At 50.4% G+C, this 15381-nt stretch carries 16 protein-coding genes; 5 read left to right on the top strand and 11 right to left on the bottom strand.

Features of this window, described 5'->3' with window-relative positions; genetic code table 11:
* Positions 1-123 precede the first annotated feature (123 nt).
* Both ACRDCA_RS08695 and ACRDCA_RS08690 read left to right on the top strand, forming a co-directional pair.
* A complete protein-coding gene (locus ACRDCA_RS08695) occupies positions 124-591 on the top strand; it encodes a glycine zipper 2TM domain-containing protein (protein ID WP_438689178.1) in 468 nt (155 codons plus the stop codon).
* 141 nt (positions 592-732) lie between these two features.
* On the top strand, positions 733-2187 hold the full coding sequence (locus tag ACRDCA_RS08690; RefSeq protein ID WP_438689177.1) for an alpha/beta hydrolase: 1455 nt from the start codon (positions 733-735) through the stop codon (positions 2185-2187).
* Positions 2188-2244: 57 nt separating this feature from the next.
* On the opposite strand, the gene ACRDCA_RS08685 is transcribed toward ACRDCA_RS08690, so the two are convergent.
* From ACRDCA_RS08685 to ACRDCA_RS08660, 6 genes are all read right to left on the bottom strand, one after another.
* Entirely contained in the window at positions 2245-2808 is a 564-nt protein-coding gene (locus tag ACRDCA_RS08685) for a helix-turn-helix transcriptional regulator (RefSeq protein ID WP_438689176.1), read from the bottom strand.
* A gap of 60 nt (positions 2809-2868) precedes the next feature.
* The gene (locus ACRDCA_RS08680) at positions 2869-4053 is read right to left on the bottom strand and encodes a fimbrial protein (RefSeq protein ID WP_438689175.1); all 1185 of its coding nucleotides are present in this window, start codon (positions 4051-4053) and stop codon (positions 2869-2871) included.
* Between the two features lie 220 nt (positions 4054-4273).
* On the bottom strand, positions 4274-6928 hold the full coding sequence (locus ACRDCA_RS08675) for a fimbria/pilus outer membrane usher protein (RefSeq protein ID WP_438689174.1): 2655 nt from the start codon (positions 6926-6928) through the stop codon (positions 4274-4276).
* 74 nt (positions 6929-7002) lie between these two features.
* Entirely contained in the window at positions 7003-7707 is a 705-nt protein-coding gene (locus tag ACRDCA_RS08670) for a fimbrial biogenesis chaperone (RefSeq protein ID WP_438689173.1), read from the bottom strand.
* Positions 7708-7759: 52 nt separating this feature from the next.
* Positions 7760-8296: a fimbrial protein gene (locus ACRDCA_RS08665; RefSeq protein WP_438689172.1), complete on the bottom strand. Its 537-nt coding sequence runs from the start codon at positions 8294-8296 to the stop codon at positions 7760-7762.
* A 118-nt stretch (positions 8297-8414) separates the two neighbouring features.
* Positions 8415-8795, bottom strand: coding sequence for a winged helix-turn-helix domain-containing protein (locus ACRDCA_RS08660; protein WP_438689171.1), 381 nt, complete (start codon positions 8793-8795; stop codon positions 8415-8417).
* A 722-nt stretch (positions 8796-9517) separates the two neighbouring features.
* Here ACRDCA_RS08660 and ACRDCA_RS08655 point away from each other — a divergent pair.
* Complete coding sequence (locus tag ACRDCA_RS08655) at positions 9518-10336, top strand: winged helix-turn-helix domain-containing protein (RefSeq protein WP_438689170.1); 819 nt, start codon at positions 9518-9520, stop codon at positions 10334-10336.
* A gap of 156 nt (positions 10337-10492) precedes the next feature.
* On the top strand, positions 10493-10945 hold the full coding sequence (gene yiaA / locus ACRDCA_RS08650) for an inner membrane protein YiaA (protein ID WP_438689169.1): 453 nt from the start codon (positions 10493-10495) through the stop codon (positions 10943-10945).
* Between the two features lie 93 nt (positions 10946-11038).
* Here yiaA and ACRDCA_RS08645 read toward each other — a convergent pair whose 3' ends face one another.
* Both ACRDCA_RS08645 and ACRDCA_RS08640 read right to left on the bottom strand, forming a co-directional pair.
* The gene (locus tag ACRDCA_RS08645; protein ID WP_025122488.1) at positions 11039-11428 is read right to left on the bottom strand and encodes an SHOCT domain-containing protein; all 390 of its coding nucleotides are present in this window, start codon (positions 11426-11428) and stop codon (positions 11039-11041) included.
* A 284-nt stretch (positions 11429-11712) separates the two neighbouring features.
* Positions 11713-11964: a hypothetical protein gene (locus ACRDCA_RS08640; protein WP_438689168.1), complete on the bottom strand. Its 252-nt coding sequence runs from the start codon at positions 11962-11964 to the stop codon at positions 11713-11715.
* A gap of 430 nt (positions 11965-12394) precedes the next feature.
* On the opposite strand from ACRDCA_RS08640, the gene ACRDCA_RS08635 reads away from it, so the two are divergent.
* Positions 12395-12970 (top strand): tyrosine-type DNA invertase, encoded by a 576-nt coding sequence (locus ACRDCA_RS08635; protein ID WP_438689167.1) that lies wholly within the window; start codon positions 12395-12397, stop codon positions 12968-12970.
* Between the two features lie 95 nt (positions 12971-13065).
* Here ACRDCA_RS08635 and ACRDCA_RS08630 read toward each other — a convergent pair whose 3' ends face one another.
* The 3 genes from ACRDCA_RS08630 to ACRDCA_RS08620 form a co-directional block, all read right to left on the bottom strand.
* Complete coding sequence (locus ACRDCA_RS08630) at positions 13066-13683, bottom strand: helix-turn-helix domain-containing protein (protein WP_438689166.1); 618 nt, start codon at positions 13681-13683, stop codon at positions 13066-13068.
* Positions 13680-14342 carry a hypothetical protein gene (locus tag ACRDCA_RS08625; protein ID WP_438689165.1) on the bottom strand — a complete coding sequence of 221 codons (663 nt, stop codon included), beginning with the start codon at positions 14340-14342 and terminating at the stop codon, positions 13680-13682. Before ACRDCA_RS08625 ends, ACRDCA_RS08630 begins: the two co-directional genes overlap by 4 nt.
* Before the next feature lie 67 nt (positions 14343-14409).
* Positions 14410-15342, bottom strand: coding sequence for a fimbrial protein (locus ACRDCA_RS08620; RefSeq protein ID WP_438689194.1), 933 nt, complete (start codon positions 15340-15342; stop codon positions 14410-14412).
* Between the last annotated feature and the right edge of the window lie 39 nt (positions 15343-15381).

Raw genomic sequence — 15381 nt, 5'->3', positions numbered from 1 at the left:
TTATTCTTGCGCCCGACTATAATTTTTTTCCTCATCACCTGAATAAAATCAGGTTCCTGCCATACTTATTTGCATGAGACAGCGGTTGTCTCTTTGCGCACTTAACCTGTTCGGAGTTTTCTTATGAATAAAACCATCATTGTTGTCGCTCTAGCTGCCGCGGTTCTCAGTGGGTGTAATGCTAATAACACCGCTTCCGGCGATACCTTTACCGCAGCACAGGCCAGGCAGGCCAACTTCGTGACATATGGCACGCTGGTATCCGTGCGTCCGGTCACCATTCAGGGTGGCGATGGCACCAACGCCGCGGGATCGATCGGGGGTGCCGTAGTCGGTGGCTTCCTGGGTAACACCGTTGGTGGCGGCACAGGCCGCAATCTGGCCACGGCAGCCGGTGCCGTTGGGGGCGCAGCCGCAGGTTCAGGTATTCAGAGCGCGATGAACCGCAGCGCCGGGGTAGAACTGGAAGTGCGCCGGGATGATGGTGTGAATATCGTGGTCGTACAGGCGCAAGGCACAACCCAGTTCCATACTGGGCAGCGCGTCGCACTGGTGACCAATGGCAGCACCACCACCGTCTCACCGCGCTAACAATAATAGGTTGCTTCACGGTTTAAGTGCCAGACCGCAACATGGCCGCCAGGATACAAAATTCAGGGACGATCTTCCTCTTGCGGGATGATAGCGAGTTTTCCGGCTCGATCATTACAATAAAAAACGGAGTTAAACCTGATGTTTATCAAATGGAGTAAACGCATCGCCCTGCTGCTGGTGATGCTCATCGTCGGTGCTCTGGGGGCGAGGATTTATGACACCCAGCGTGGGCCAGCGCTACAGCTTTGGCATACCTTTGTCCCCGATGAAATGCGAGCCGATGAGATCGATAAAGCCAGTTGGGCAGACTATCTGACCGCCGAGGACGCCATTTTCAAGGAGGTGCGCCAGAATGTGACCGACAAACTGGACAGCAGCCAGCAAACCTCGTTGAACCGCTACTATACCGGCAGCCCGATCTATCCCGAAAAGTTTCCCACCGACTGGAACCGCTCCTACATCATGATGCCGGACGGCAAGCCGAAAGGTGCCGTGGTGCTGCTGCATGGGTTGACCGATACCCCTTACAGCCTGCGGCATATTGCGGATAATTACCGTGAATATGGCTATGTGGCGGTCGGTATTCGTTTACCGGCACACGGTACCGTGCCGGGAGCGCTGACCGATGTGGACTGGCAGGACTGGATGGCCGCGACACGGCTGGCAATCCGCGAAGCCAAACGCCTGGCGGGTGACGATGTGCCGTTGCACATCGTGGGCTTCTCCAATGGCGGCGCATTGGCGATGAAGTATACGCTGGATGCGCTGGACGATCCGCGGCTGACCAAACCTCAGCGTGTGGTACTGATTTCACCAATGATCGGCGTCACCAGTTTTGCCCGCTTTGCCGGTATTGCCGGTTGGCCCGCCATCTTCCCGGCGTTTGCCAAGGCGGCCTGGCTGGGGATTGTGCCGGAGTTTAACCCGTTCAAATACAATTCATTCCCGGTGAATGCGGCGCGCCAATCCTTCCAGCTCACCCAGGCATTGCAAAAACAGATTGCCGCCGATTCACGCAACGGCAAAATGGGCGAGCTACCGCCGATCCTGACGTTCCAATCGGTGATGGATTCTACCGTCAGCACCCGCGCGGTGATCACCGCCCTGTATAACCATCTGCCCGCCAACGGCAGTGAGGTGGTGTTATTTGATTTAAATCAGGCGGTGGCATTTGGGCCATTACTCAGAAGCTCATCCTATACCGCTTTGCCAAGGCTGCTACCACCGGCACCGCGTAACTACACCGCTACCGTCGTCACCAACGTAACGCCGGAAACCACCGATACCGAGGCTCGCACCATCGTTGCAGGGCAAACGGCAGAGACCACCGATCTGCTCGGTATCACCTATTTGCCGGATATCTTCTCGCTGTCGCACGTGGCACTGCCGTTCCCGCTGAGCGATTCCCTGTACGGGCGTTACCCAGAACCGCGCAATCAGTACGGCATCAGTCTGGGCACCTTTGCCGCACGGGGTGAGCGAGCGGTACTGGTCGTGGGGCTGGATTCGCTGATGCGTCTCTCCTCCAACCCGTTCTTCCCTTATATGCTCAAGCGCATTGATGACAATATCGGCCCTGCGCCCGCGAAATAACGGTCACAGCTCCCCCCTGACCAGCGCCTCGTCGGCACTGGTCAGGGTATTTCTGGTTTAGCAGATAGCCGAAGTTAAAATAGCGTCTTTGATTGGGCACACCTGAAACAGATTTCGCCCCCCGAGCTTACGCAAAGCATTACGCCGGTGCGTATAAACCGTTTTGGTTGTTATAGCCAGCAATTGGCCAATGTCCTGTGGCGTCTTGCCATTAATAGTATGCAACAGGATAGCCTTCTCTCTGCGGGTCAATTTATATTGAATAAACTGTGCGATGAAAACCGTTTTTCCAGGCGGCTCATGATATCCCGCAGCAGCATCATCATGTACGTCCACGACCCTGCGCCGTTCGAAGTCAAGGTTAAACCTGACCCTGGCCCGCGCAGGCACCAGAATGATATTGCCAGGAAAAGTCAGCACCGTAACCAACCATGTCATTTCATTAATATAATTAGGCGTATGAAAGATTAGCGCATCCCGCTGATTAAAATTGTCGACAGAGAGCTTGCTTAACTCATCGGAAGACATTTGGCTTATCTCTCGGTCCTCGGCGCATAACTGCGCCGCAATCCCAACAAAAAAATAACTGTTATTGGTAACGACGCTTATTTTCCTAGGCATAGCAACAACCCTGTTTGATTTATATGGCTATCCATACTTCAACTCCACCATCCGCTGGGCTCAATAATAGTTAATGGTAAATACCACTTTGCCATTCGCCTTACCCGGCGTCGGGGCTGCAGCCGTTTGAATATAACGGGCAGCCAAGGGGATACGAATTGTCGGGCTCCCGTCTTTCGGTAAGCTCACCCCCTGTTCTGTCGAGAAGTTAAACAGCGTCGGCGCTTGGGCGCTCTCTCCCCAGCCAAGTTGAATCCCCACACCACTGGCCGCTCCAGATACCGTTGAGTCGATAGCCATAATGCCATTGGCTGCATCCAGCACTTCGGTCGTTGGTGTCAGGCGTACCCCCACGCTGTTATTTAGTGAGGTAGTTGCCTTCCCACTTCCGGTATTGTAATTCATTAATAACGGCGCATTAGTCGAATTATAAAAACCGTAAAACCTGGGGCAATTAGTCAAGATAATTGAGGCATCTATCCATGGCGTGGTCGCATTCACCCGATTAAAATGCTCCCCGATATCGTAACTCCCCAAGGTAACGGCAACATCAGGCGTGGTGCAGGTTTGTGCCGATACCGTTATGTTCCCTTGAAAACTGTAGATCCAATAATATGATGGTAACCCATTGATTACAGCGGCGTTAGTGTGACTGATTTGCGAAACGTCCATTCCTCCGCGAGCGGTAGGGAAATTTGCACCGCTGATACTGTAATTTCCTGGTACAAGAGGGCCGGTTTTAATCAGCAGGACATATCGCGGTGAGTTTTCGCCCTGGTGGATAATCCTCAAACCTAATGATGAGTCTAATAAATTCTGCCCTTCAGCATAAATCTTGGTTGTGGTCAATGCTCGATTTGACACCCCGCTTACAATAGCCACACCGATGCCGGGTATACCAGTTTCATACACTCCATTAGCATAAGGCCCGGTTGTCAGGCCAGCGAGAGGCTTTGGTGTCGTAATCAAGCTCGATGATGTCGCATAATACAGATATTTTCCAATATCGGAGGCTACCCATTTGACTTCAGAGTAGGTATCTTTCATCGTCACGCTGGCCTGATAAAGTATCGTCCCTACCGGAGCGTCTACACCCGCCGAAATAATCGGGGGACTCAAGGGAATGACATTTGTGGACTGGCCACCTGTTAGCGTCACGGTCAACGCTGCCCAACCAGGGCAAGAGATAATCGTCAGCAGTATTCCCACCAGTAAACCTGATACTTTATTCATCGATCGTTGCATGAGTATTATCCTCTTTCTCATTACCTATGTAGGTCTTGCCAGAAAGAATAAATTGGTAATGTGTCACTCCGCTAACCATGGTCAACCACCGTTAAGCTGAACACGCTTAACAAGAGCGCGCCGAGTAAACCACTAACTTTGTTGATCACTAACTTCATCTGTCTTTACCCCTCTTTCTGGCAGGCCATGCCAGAAAGCAAAATAGTTGTCTGCCTGCCCGTTAACCGTGGTTAACCGCCGAAATCGCGACTTGGTTCGCCAGTTTCGATCTCTGGGAACCGGCCGATGGCGCCGCCGTGCAAGGAGAGTTGAATTGCTGTACCTGCTCCTGCTTTTGTCCCTTGGCAATAGGCATCAGTACATAGCTGACGGTACATTGCATCTCACTGCCTTCGCCCCACTGCACCCGCAGTTGGCCTTTATCTTCTGCCACGCGCGCATACAACTGCCCACCCTGGCCCACTGAGCCTACGCTGTTACCCTTGCCGTCAAAGATATCGGCGCCGAACGGCACCGGCTCCCCTTGATAGGTAGCATTCACCAGGATCGGCGTACCCCGCTTGGCGTTGTATTTCAGTTTCACCACCGCGCCGGAATACGGCGCGACCTTTTGGCTGGTGTTATCCAATTCCACGCCGGCCGCCGTCCCTTTCGGGTCGATACTGATGTCATTCATCTGGTACGGATTCAGGTAAGGCACTATCGCGTAACCCCGCGAATCAATGCTCACGCCGGGATACGAAGAAACCTTGGCTCCCTCTGCTCCCTTGGCTTCCACCAGCGCAAAGGTATCCGAGGTGTACGGCGTAAAGGTCACGCCGCCAGCATGGCCTATCACCGTGCCATTCATCCCGGCAGAGGCGCTTTGATAACCTTTACCGGTGCTGTAAGAACCACTCAACGCCGTTGCCGGGGTGCGATAGTTACCATTCAGCGATCCGCTGCTGCCCTGGCCCTGATTGGCATTCATCGCCGTCACGCCGTAGCCGAACTGATTCTCCACACCGGCACTGCCCGATACCGTCGCTTGCTGACCAGTACGGCCAGTGCTGTCGTGGGACAGATCCATACGCAGTTGCGGCGTATACCGGTTGTCATTGCTCCCCAGCGGCAGGCTGAAACTCAACAAATAGTTGGTTTGCGACGTGCCCAGACTGGAGAAGCTACGGCTGGCACTCAGGCCGTATGACAGGCTCTTGTACTGGTTGTTGTAGCCCAGTTGGTACTGCTTCTCGCTGCCGTCTTTGTTCCAGTAGTTCTGCAAAGAACCGCTGATATACAGCTGGCCCCAGTTTTCTGGCAGACCTTGCCCGGCGGTGACCGTCAGGCGGTTTTTGGCACGTGAGATCGAGTCCGGCGAATAGCCTTGCGCTACCGCATCACGGGTTCGCATCGCGGTCATGAAATCCATGTAACCGTCGGTCGAGAAGCGGTAGGCCGCCAGCGACAGGTTACTGTTGGTTTCGCTGATCATCTTGCTGTAGCTCACCTGATAGCTTTGCCCGCTGAGGCTGCTACCCGAGCGATGGCGGCCATCACTATCGCTGCTGTCGTCCAAACGGGCACGCGCCTGAGTAGCATCAAATGCCAAGGCACCGATCGGTGTACCAACGGCGGCCCCCAGCTGTAATGCGTAATAATCCTGGCTCATCTGCAGGCCACCGTAACCGGTAACGGTATTGGTCAGGCCAAGCTGATAGGTCGCCTGGTACAGCGCCGGTTTGTCACGCAGGTTGTCGCTGCGCACTTCACCTGCGGTGATCGAATAACGCGATGACCCAGGGCGTAACAGCTGCGCCACCGAGGCATAAGGCACGCTGAAAGTCTGTTCGGTGCCATCGGATTCGCGCACGGTAACGTCCAGGTTGCCACCGTAGCCGGTCGGGTACAGGTCGTTGATCAGGAACTCGCCCGGCGTAACCGTGGTTTCATACAACACCTGGCCATTCTGGCGCACGGTGACACGGGCGTTGGTACGGGCGATACCACGGATATCCGGCGCGTAACCGCGCAGGGACTCCGGCAGCATCCGCTCGTCGCTGGCCAGTTGTAGACCGGTAAACGGCACGGTATCGAACAGTTGCCCGGTGGTATTCGACTGCCCCATCAGGAGTCGAGCCTTCAGCACTGGGATATCACGCTGCAAATAGGTATTGAGGCTGCTGTACTGGCTCTCGCCGTTATTCATCCGGCTATAGGAACCGTTGTGGCGCAGATACCAAGCTCCAACGTTAGCCCCGGCATTCACCCCGGCAAACAGCGAGTTATAGCTGGAGCCATGGGATTCGCTGGTGTAGCCATTGACGTTATAGCCAAGCAACAACGCCGGTACGCCACTGTCCCATAGCTCCGGGCTCACGGTGCCACGAGCGGTGTTGAGCATATAAAGCTGCGGGACCATGATATCCAGGCGTTGCTCATTACTATCGTAATTGACCTGAGCTTCCGGCAACCGCTGCTGGAGATCGAAACACACATCCCCCTTGTCCAGCGAAGCTAAAAAATCCGCCGGCAGTTTGGCATAATCAAACGCAATGTTGTTAATCAGTTCGCGGGTCAGGCAGGGGTAAACGCTTTTATCTGCCCGCGCCTTGAATTCAATATCGGTATTACTGGCCGGTTGATTGTTGATATATAAAGCCGTTTTATACACGCCAGGCAATCCCGAGGAACCATTGGCGAAACGACTCAGATCAACCGACTTCTCATCATCCACATTCAGGAATGAGGCATCAAACTCAATATTTCTGGCGATATCTTGTGGTGCAGAAACCGCGATCTCAGCATTAACGTTAGCGACAAAAAAAGTCGATATAATAGCTATGGCCAAGGGAGATAACTGGCCGCTCAGGCCATATTGCATAAATTTAGACATAGATATCCCTTCAAGAACTGATTCCTGAATAGCGATCAACCGATTAATGCGAGAGTGTTATATCTATCAGGACGTTACTTAATCACTGCATCAAAAGTATTCACCGCGCCGTAATCATTAACGAAACTGCCTGTTACTTTACTGCCTGCACTACCCGCCAAGTCCAAGGTCAGGGTGCTACGAGGGGCCACCATCGCATGGTCAAGTTTTTTGCCATTAATGGATATATTGACCAGAGAAACAAAATAAGGCGTTGGGTTACTGGCCTGAACCCGGTTACCCTGGCTGTTCCAGGTTAGCGCTTTAGCCGCGTCATTGGCGCTACCCTCCAGACCCGCCGGGCGATAGAACAGCTTGATACGTGAGCGGAATGCCATCTGCAAGCGGTTCTCAGCGGTTTTCGCCTGGGATTTGGCCGGCACTTCCAGCACGTTCAGCCAGAAAACCGATTCTTTATCCATCGGCAGTGAACCACCGGCATAGCTGATACGTAACGTCTGGCCTTTGCCTGGCTCCACACGGTTCATCGGGGGGGTCAGGACAAACGGCACCTTGATCGTCGCCGGTTTGGCGTCTGCATCACCGTTATCGATCCAGCTTTGCAGCAACACCGGCGAGGCACCACCATTGGTGATTTTGACGCTGACCTCTTTAGCATCAGAGGGGTAAATCACCCGCGTACCGCTAATCACGACGCTGGCCAGGCTACTGGCGCTGAACAGGGCTGCGGCGGCAAAAGTGCCAACCTGCAGCACATTAATAGCTAGAAACTTCATCATTAACTCCGAAAACTGACAGATTGGGAGGGGGCGTTCCCCCTCCCACAGCCCATTACTGGTACTGAATAGAATAAACAACGTTGCTGACTACGGTACCCGCACCGGTTGCACCTTCGGCGTAATAGCGAACGATGTATGGCAGAGAGGCTGCGCCACTATTGGTAGCTAGATAAACGGTATTCGCTACCTGATCCTGGCTACCGATATTGATCACATCCTGAGCCGCGCTTGAACCGTCAAGCAGTTGCAGGCTGACTTGGGTAGCGGTACCGCTGTTGATCAAGCGGCCGTTACTATCCACTGATGCGCCAGCCTGGAAGAACGCGGAAACGTTTTCTGTTGTTGAGCAGTTGGTCAGCTCCATCATAAAGCGGGTGTCACCTGCCGTGCGGTTAACAGCAGCCAGCGTGCCAGTGCTCACAGTTGGCAGGATCACCGTCGCATCGGTCGGCTGGCCGTCAATAGCCACGTCACAAGTGTTGGCAGTCAATTCACCGTTAAAAGTGATGGTACCGGTAGAGGCAGCCTGAGCCAGACCAACAGTACCGAAAACAGCGATCAGGGATGCTACGATTGTTAACTTTTTCATAGTTATTCCTACTTACCTTGTATTATGAATACCATTTTAATATCCATTAAAATGGCCTGGTGGATATCCATGGGTATGGATACAGCTAGATTATTCCAGCATTTATATTTACAACAACTTACTTAATAAATAGCGAAGAGACTCGCTGGTTATCGACGGAATAGCCAATACCATGAACGTTCGCTATAAAATCTTCCGGGAGACCTATCGACGCCAGTTTTTTACGCAATTCATTTATTGCATGCCATAAACGCTGGCTGGATGAAGATAAATTAATCTCCTCCCAAACGCTTTTCATTATGTCATTTTTGTAGATGACGGCATCTTGGCTATTAACCAGTAAATAAATCAGTAATCTGGTCTGGATCTCGTTTAGAGAGATAACCTTGAAAAAAAGAGTGCGTTCATAAGCTCCATCGGAATAGTAAAGGAGCCTGCGATTGGCAATGTCGAATTGAATATCATCATCAATTAGGAATCCATAAAGTCTATTTTCCATATGCATCTCGGATTATTATTTCTGTTTTAAAAACGAAAATAACAAGCCTCCCTTAAGTGAGACATTATAGAAGCAATTTTCACTATGGCAACCGAGCCAAAATGATCACATTGCCATCTATAAAAGCCTCATAACAGCGATAAATACCGATCAACTCAATTCAATCAGAACTTACCGCTATCTGACAGCAATCATTCTGGTATTTTTCACATCTCATTACTTCATCTCATTTTAGTAGTCATAAATCTCAAAGATTTTTATCTTACAGAATTAATAACTGGGTGTTAAATTTTAATCATTAATATTCAATCCATTATCTACCAATCCATGATTAGGATTTATCTGTTAAACCGATTTATAAGCGTCTCTATCGGCCAAGCTATCCTTTACCTCAATAAGATGAAGGCGTTTTACTTTCCCCTTCCGCTTGCTGATGGAATAAATACTATGGCATTGATGGGATTTTTCTTAGTGAAGTAGTTTTAACATTAATAAATTTCGTAAAAGATGATAAAATTCAATAAATTAAGCAGTAATTTTAAATCAGATCCAACCATTCTAAATTGTTCTTAAATGACACCCAATCTCATTTAAGAACCATTATTAACGCATTGTTTTTTAAATGAAAAATAATTGTTATCGATTGGTCATGCGGCTAGAAATGATTAATCTATACTTAAAATAAGCGGGCCCCTTAAACAATATAAAGTTAACAAATTGAAATGAAACGAAAAATAATCATAAGCGATACCGTATTGTTCCTTCCCGAAGAGCACCGCCTGTGCCCATTGCGCGCTCGGGGCAAAGAAACCGTGTTGAATGTTCCTGCCAGCCGTTGTCTGCAATTAATGCTGCAACGCCCCGGCGAGGTGATCAGCCAAAGCGATTTTTTTAGTGAGGTATGGCAAAAACATGGCCAATATGTCACCGCCAATACGCTCTATCAGAACATCTCGTTGGTAAGAAAAGGGATGCGGGAAGCCGGGCTGAGCAAAAACATCATTAGAACGGTGCCAAAAGTCGGAGTGGTTTTTTCCGGTACCATTGAAATACAGCAAGAAGAGAGCGCCAACGTCATTGTGCAGCAAAGCATTAAGCCAAAACCGCCCCTCATCGAAAACTCGCAGGCTGAAACGCCGCAGCCAAAACGCGCAGGGACAAACCGCAACAAACTATTACGCTATAGCCTGTTCGTGTCGTTCATCATTGTCATGTTGAGCTTATTAGTCAGCAATCCGTCACAAAGCGCGCGTTTTTTTAATAGCCATAATCAAGTTGCCCGTATCAACCAGTGCTCCGTCTATATAGATAGAGACGATCTGGCAACCAACGTGGAAGGCTATAAGCAGTTTTTAACCGCCAGCAATGTGGTCTGCCATCCGGATGAGTTCGTCTACATTACCCGCCTCCCGGCGAACCAAAGCACCCTGGTGTTATTTTGCGATACCACCGCACAAGGCGATCTGAGATGCTCATCCCGCTTTAAAATCGATAATAAACATGATCCTTTGGCTGGCCTACAGCCTGCGGATGGACGCTAAGAATTTTCCATTGCGAAACACAGAAAGGGTATTACCCCGAATAGGCAGCAGCGTGGTTGCATTCACCAAGCGGGACCGGTAGATTGCAACTGACCTCACAAGTGGTGTACCTACTTGGGAGAAGGGAGCTTTTCTTGCCAATAAGGGATTTATCACATGAGTGCAGCACCACAAAACACGACCTCACCTGCGTTTATTCTCGCCTCTTGGGCTGCCCTGCTGGGCGGTTTTGCCGTGTTCCTGCTGGGCCTATGGAACGCCGAAATGGAGCTGAATGAAAAAGGTTATTACTTTGCCGTACTGATCCTCGGCCTGTTTAGCGCCATCACCATCCAGAAAACGGTGCGGGACCAGCAGGATGGCCTGCCGGTAACCCATATCTACATCATTACCTGTTGGGTTGCCTTTGCCATCGCTGTCGGCCTGCTATGCATTGGCCTGTGGAATGCCAAACTGCTGTTGAGCGAAAAGGGGTTCTACGGTGTTTCCTTCTTTTTGAGCCTGTTCGGCGCCATTGCCGTGCAGAAGAATACCCGAGATATGGCCAACCAGCGCCGTGCCGATGGGGATGATAACGAGGAAGCAGGATCGCAATTCCCTGCCGAATGATGCCCTCACAGGGAGAGGGAACCGGCCGAGCCCCCCTTGACTCTGACAAGCTGGGCCGAACGATTGTTCGGCCCTATTCCAATTCGACCCACCTCAAGCCAGTGCTTTTGCCTTAAGCTGCTGGTATTCGCTTTCGGTGATCACACCATCATCCCACAGCTTTTTAGCGTCGGCGATTTGCTCAGCAGGCGATTTACCCGCCACGCCACGGATATATTCGTTGGTGGCAGAGACGGATTTCTGAACCTGAGCACGATGCCGCTCCGCCATGCCCTTACCGCGCGTAATCAGATAGACCAGCGAGGTGAACAACGGAATGAACAACAGGAACACAATCCAAACCGCCTTGTAGAAACCGCTCAGTTGGTGATCGCGGAACAGGTCAGAAACCACCTGGAACAGAATAAACAGATAGGCGATAAAGAAGAAGAACGAGAATGTGGTAACCAGGATATCCCACAGGGTGAGTAGATGATAAGTCATTGGTACTCCTTATGGTCCAGTAACGCAGGATAAAACCGCCTTGCCCCAGAACAACGGTGTAAGCACCTTAAGTATATGTCGGACTTCCATTTTTTCCAGGTTGAGAGGGAAATATGGCGATGGGAGCTGAAGCCCCTCACCCTAACCCTCTCCCACAGGGAGAGGGGACCGTATGTGCTATCCATTGACTCCTGAAACTGACCTTAACACGGCGCTGCGTGCTGCACCCCTTCGTACCTGCCACGACGCTGAACTAGCTCAGTCGGGGTGAGGGGCCCGGACTTTTACACCTGACGCCAATGACCATGCAGACTGACATCATCGACAATTTCCTGCACGGTCAGTTTCGCCTCTATGTCGTTAAAAAAATCGCTGGTCACGATCTCGGTCTTATCATTCAGCCCGGCGATCACCGTGAGCTGGCTCGATGGATAGACCTCATGCACACGAGTTTGCAGTTCGTCCAGCATCGCATCACGGGCTTTCTCAGACAGGCTGTTGAACAGATTGTTATCAACTTTTATTTCAATATTCATCTTGCATTACCTCTGGTAATCGACGGGAGTTATCCCTTTTATGATAGGCCCGAAGTGCAGTTTTTGAGTAATGTAAATTTATTACGCTGCGCACCAATTTTTATTCTGACAAATGGGAAATTTATTACATTTTACACTATTAAAAAACCCAAAGAACAATATATTAAAGTCAAATAGCCCACTCATCGGTTGCATTGGCATTATTATTTCAACAACCCAGACAACCTCCCCGGTAAATGCTGGATATTGTCAGTCGTCACCTGTAACATCTTAATAAATACAAAATAGGATTAGTCCTATAAAGTTACTTCTAAATGAATGTTTAACGAATTCTCATGACATCTTTAAGATGTCAAATCGATAGGTAAGAATATTATTCTATTTAATCCTGACTCTGGATTCTTTTCGGCGAAAAACATAGGAGTTTTCTTTGGTACAGCGTAAATTTCTCACCCTGACAGAAGTCCGCAACCTGATGAGTGCTGCCAGAAAGACACCCACTGGAGTAAGGGATAGTTGCCTGATCCTGCTGGCTTTCCGCCATGGATTACGAATCAGCGAGTTGCTGAGTCTGCGCTTTCGCGATCTAGAAATGCTCGAAGGAAGGATAAATATACGTCGCCTTAAAAATGGCTTCTCTACCGTTCATCCTCTGATGAATGACGAATGCGAGGCGATTATGGAGTGGCGGCAGATCCGGGCCAAATGGAAACCGAGTGCCAACCCGGACATTATCTTTATTTCTCAACGGGGAACCCAGCTATCGCGTGGCCAGGCCTGGCGTATCATCCGTCAGGCGGGTGAACTGGCGGGTACGGTTATTAACACGCATCCCCATATGCTGCGCCATGCCTGTGGCTATGAACTGGCGGAAAGAGGCGCCGATACCCGTCTGATCCAGGATTATCTGGGTCACCGCAATATTCGCCACACGGTACGCTATACCGCCAGTAACGCGGCGCGATTCGCCGGTATCTGGGAAGCCAATAAACGGGAAAATGGCTGACAGGGCCTCGCGCCTTATGCCGCAAACCCTATGCCACTACTGCCGGAGATCGCTGTAGTCAGCGATCTCCGCATCTGACGCTAACCAAGGCGTAACTATTGGTTAAAGCAGGCATAAAGCTCCACCTCACTGTCAATGCCGAGTTTTCCCATCATATTGCGTTTATGCGCACTCACGGTCTTGACGCTGCGAGAAATCTTTTTCGCTATCTGCGTAATACTAAAGCCTTCCTGCAATAAGCTATAAATTTTTATTTCCGAACGGGAAAAAGGCCTGACATCGCTGTTGAACACGCTAATTTCCCGTTCTCTACACAGAGACGGGCTGATAACCACATTACCCGCCAGAACCCGGTCGACCTGATTAATGAGTTGACGAATATCTTCGGATAAAGCAATACAGGATGCCCCAGGAAGATACCCCAGACAATCCATCACCTGATTACCTGGCACATCGGTCATAATCAGCAGCGGTTTGTCCTGCCTGACCGATTGCACAAATGACAGCAGTTTCGCTCCCATAGTGATATTTTCATTCAAGCCATAGAGTTCACTGACGATCAGATCGATATCAGATAAATCATCATTAAATACCACATCATAGATAGCATGTGCTGGTACGATCTCCGCGTCTGGCAGTTTGCGCCTGAATAGCTGATACAAACCATGCCAGGTAACAATGCAAGGATGCATAATCATTATTTTTTTCATCATGTCTCACCATTCAGTCTGTTTATCTTGTTTAAATAAACCAGCCTACCCGCCAGCAGATAGAGTTCCTCATTGGTTGTCATATGCAACTTTCTAATGATCGCTTTCTTTTGCGTGCTGATGGTGCGTATATCTTTGCCTGTCACATTGGCGATAGCCGTGGCACTTCGCCCGCGCAGCAGGGCCAGCGCAATGAGCCTTTCCTGCTTGCCTAATAAAGCAGCATTTCTTGATGATTTGTCAGCCTGCTCACTCCCCAGGCATTGGGTGATTTGATAAAGATTAACCGGATCGATCAATACCGTATCCACCCCGAAAGCGTGGAGCAGTTGCACCATCCATGCCATATCGTGCGGCAACCAGATCACCGAGTTGGTTGTCGCCCGATAGCTGGCAATATCTGATAACAGGGAGAGTAACGACAGATAATCAGTGCCACGCGCTAATGAACTGAACAAGATCACATCAGGTTTAAATTCATGGATTTTATTTTTGGCGTCGGTCAGCTTGCTGACCCGGCAAAAACTTAACTCCGTATTGCCTGCGTCACCCAGCAACCGTTGCAGCCCGATCCAATTGATCCTCGATGGCTCGACCACCAGAATTCGTTTGCAATGTTCCGCTGCCGCGTGCTCGGTTTGATGATGATTTATCTGCTGCATTTTTCCTCCTCAATAACCCAGTTGCGCGCCGTTCCCTCCTGACTTGAGGTCACGTTAACCAGCACCTTCATGGATATAGAAAGGTCACGCCAACCACTGACTTGACGTTACCGGCCACGACCTGGCCAGTGGTGCGTGCATAGTTCGCGGTCAAACCCAAACTGATGCCCGAACTGCCAACGGTACCCAGTGCAACGTTCTTGTTGGTCGCAATAGCGCCATTGCGGTTGGCAATCTGAATGCCCACCCCTTGAGCCACAGGCGCAGAGGCGGTGTTGGTAAAAATCGTGTTTGCGGTATCCGTCGTCGGCCCGGTCAGGTAATAGGCCAGGTTCTGGTTCTGGGCGCAACGGACCGTCAGCGGTATCGCCACGGTTCCCGGATATTCCGGCAACGTCACGTTGACATCGCGGGAAGAGACATCGCACCCCCCTGTTGGCACTATCACACTATTATTTGCATACAAATTCCAGGTAAAAGTCGCCGTATGAACGTTACCTCCACCAACAATATCCGACCCAACCTGATACATAACTAAAGAGGCAAAGAGCGTACCGCTGTTGATGACCACGCCACCAGCGGCAGAAATCGGCGTAAGATAAAGCTGCGTGTTCCATCCAGCATATGCCCCAGAGGTAAAGTTTTGGCTGGCAGTAGCCGAATTGAGCGGGAATGGGTAGCTCGAGCCGTAATATTTTAGCGAGCCACTAAAATTACTCAGCACCCCGCCATAGGCTGAGCCTCTCAACATACTGACCAAATCGTTTCTTATGGTGGGGTTGTCATTTTTACACTTGATAGAACTAAAGAGATCGACGACCAAGTTCTGGCCGACCGCCACCGATGGTTGCAGATTCACATAGACATTGGCCGTCGCGGTCCCCGAGGCACTGTTTAAGGTATTACCCGTCGAGTCATAACAGGTAAAGGCAAATGAACTAGCAGAATAACCGGCCAGCAATGCTAAAAATAGGGATGACTGCACAACTCGTCGCAGCATATGAATTCTTTTCAGGTTACTGTCTTTCATTGTTTCTCC

This window comes from Serratia sp. (in: enterobacteria), from assembly GCF_051654945.1.
GTDB lineage: Bacteria > Pseudomonadota > Gammaproteobacteria > Enterobacterales > Enterobacteriaceae > Chania.
Note: the sequence above shows the minus strand (reverse complement) of the source record. Positions and strands in the feature narration are given on the sequence as shown.

Coding starts and splice junctions, on each gene's coding strand:
- ACRDCA_RS08685 (WP_438689176.1), bottom strand. CDS start 2,808: ATGCCTAGGAAAATAAGCGTCGTTACCAATAACAGTTATTTTTTTGTT.
- ACRDCA_RS08625 (WP_438689165.1), bottom strand. CDS start 14,342: ATGCAGCAGATAAATCATCATCAAACCGAGCACGCGGCAGCGGAACAT.
- ACRDCA_RS08695 (WP_438689178.1), top strand. CDS start 124: ATGAATAAAACCATCATTGTTGTCGCTCTAGCTGCCGCGGTTCTCAGT.
- ACRDCA_RS08655 (WP_438689170.1), top strand. CDS start 9,518: ATGAAACGAAAAATAATCATAAGCGATACCGTATTGTTCCTTCCCGAA.
- ACRDCA_RS08675 (WP_438689174.1), bottom strand. CDS start 6,928: ATGTCTAAATTTATGCAATATGGCCTGAGCGGCCAGTTATCTCCCTTG.
- ACRDCA_RS08660 (WP_438689171.1), bottom strand. CDS start 8,795: ATGGAAAATAGACTTTATGGATTCCTAATTGATGATGATATTCAATTC.
- ACRDCA_RS08645 (WP_025122488.1), bottom strand. CDS start 11,428: ATGACTTATCATCTACTCACCCTGTGGGATATCCTGGTTACCACATTC.
- yiaA (WP_438689169.1), top strand. CDS start 10,493: ATGAGTGCAGCACCACAAAACACGACCTCACCTGCGTTTATTCTCGCC.
- ACRDCA_RS08620 (WP_438689194.1), bottom strand. CDS start 15,342: ATGCTGCGACGAGTTGTGCAGTCATCCCTATTTTTAGCATTGCTGGCC.
- ACRDCA_RS08665 (WP_438689172.1), bottom strand. CDS start 8,296: ATGAAAAAGTTAACAATCGTAGCATCCCTGATCGCTGTTTTCGGTACT.
- ACRDCA_RS08630 (WP_438689166.1), bottom strand. CDS start 13,683: ATGATGAAAAAAATAATGATTATGCATCCTTGCATTGTTACCTGGCAT.
- ACRDCA_RS08640 (WP_438689168.1), bottom strand. CDS start 11,964: ATGAATATTGAAATAAAAGTTGATAACAATCTGTTCAACAGCCTGTCT.
- ACRDCA_RS08670 (WP_438689173.1), bottom strand. CDS start 7,707: ATGATGAAGTTTCTAGCTATTAATGTGCTGCAGGTTGGCACTTTTGCC.
- ACRDCA_RS08680 (WP_438689175.1), bottom strand. CDS start 4,053: ATGCAACGATCGATGAATAAAGTATCAGGTTTACTGGTGGGAATACTG.
- ACRDCA_RS08690 (WP_438689177.1), top strand. CDS start 733: ATGTTTATCAAATGGAGTAAACGCATCGCCCTGCTGCTGGTGATGCTC.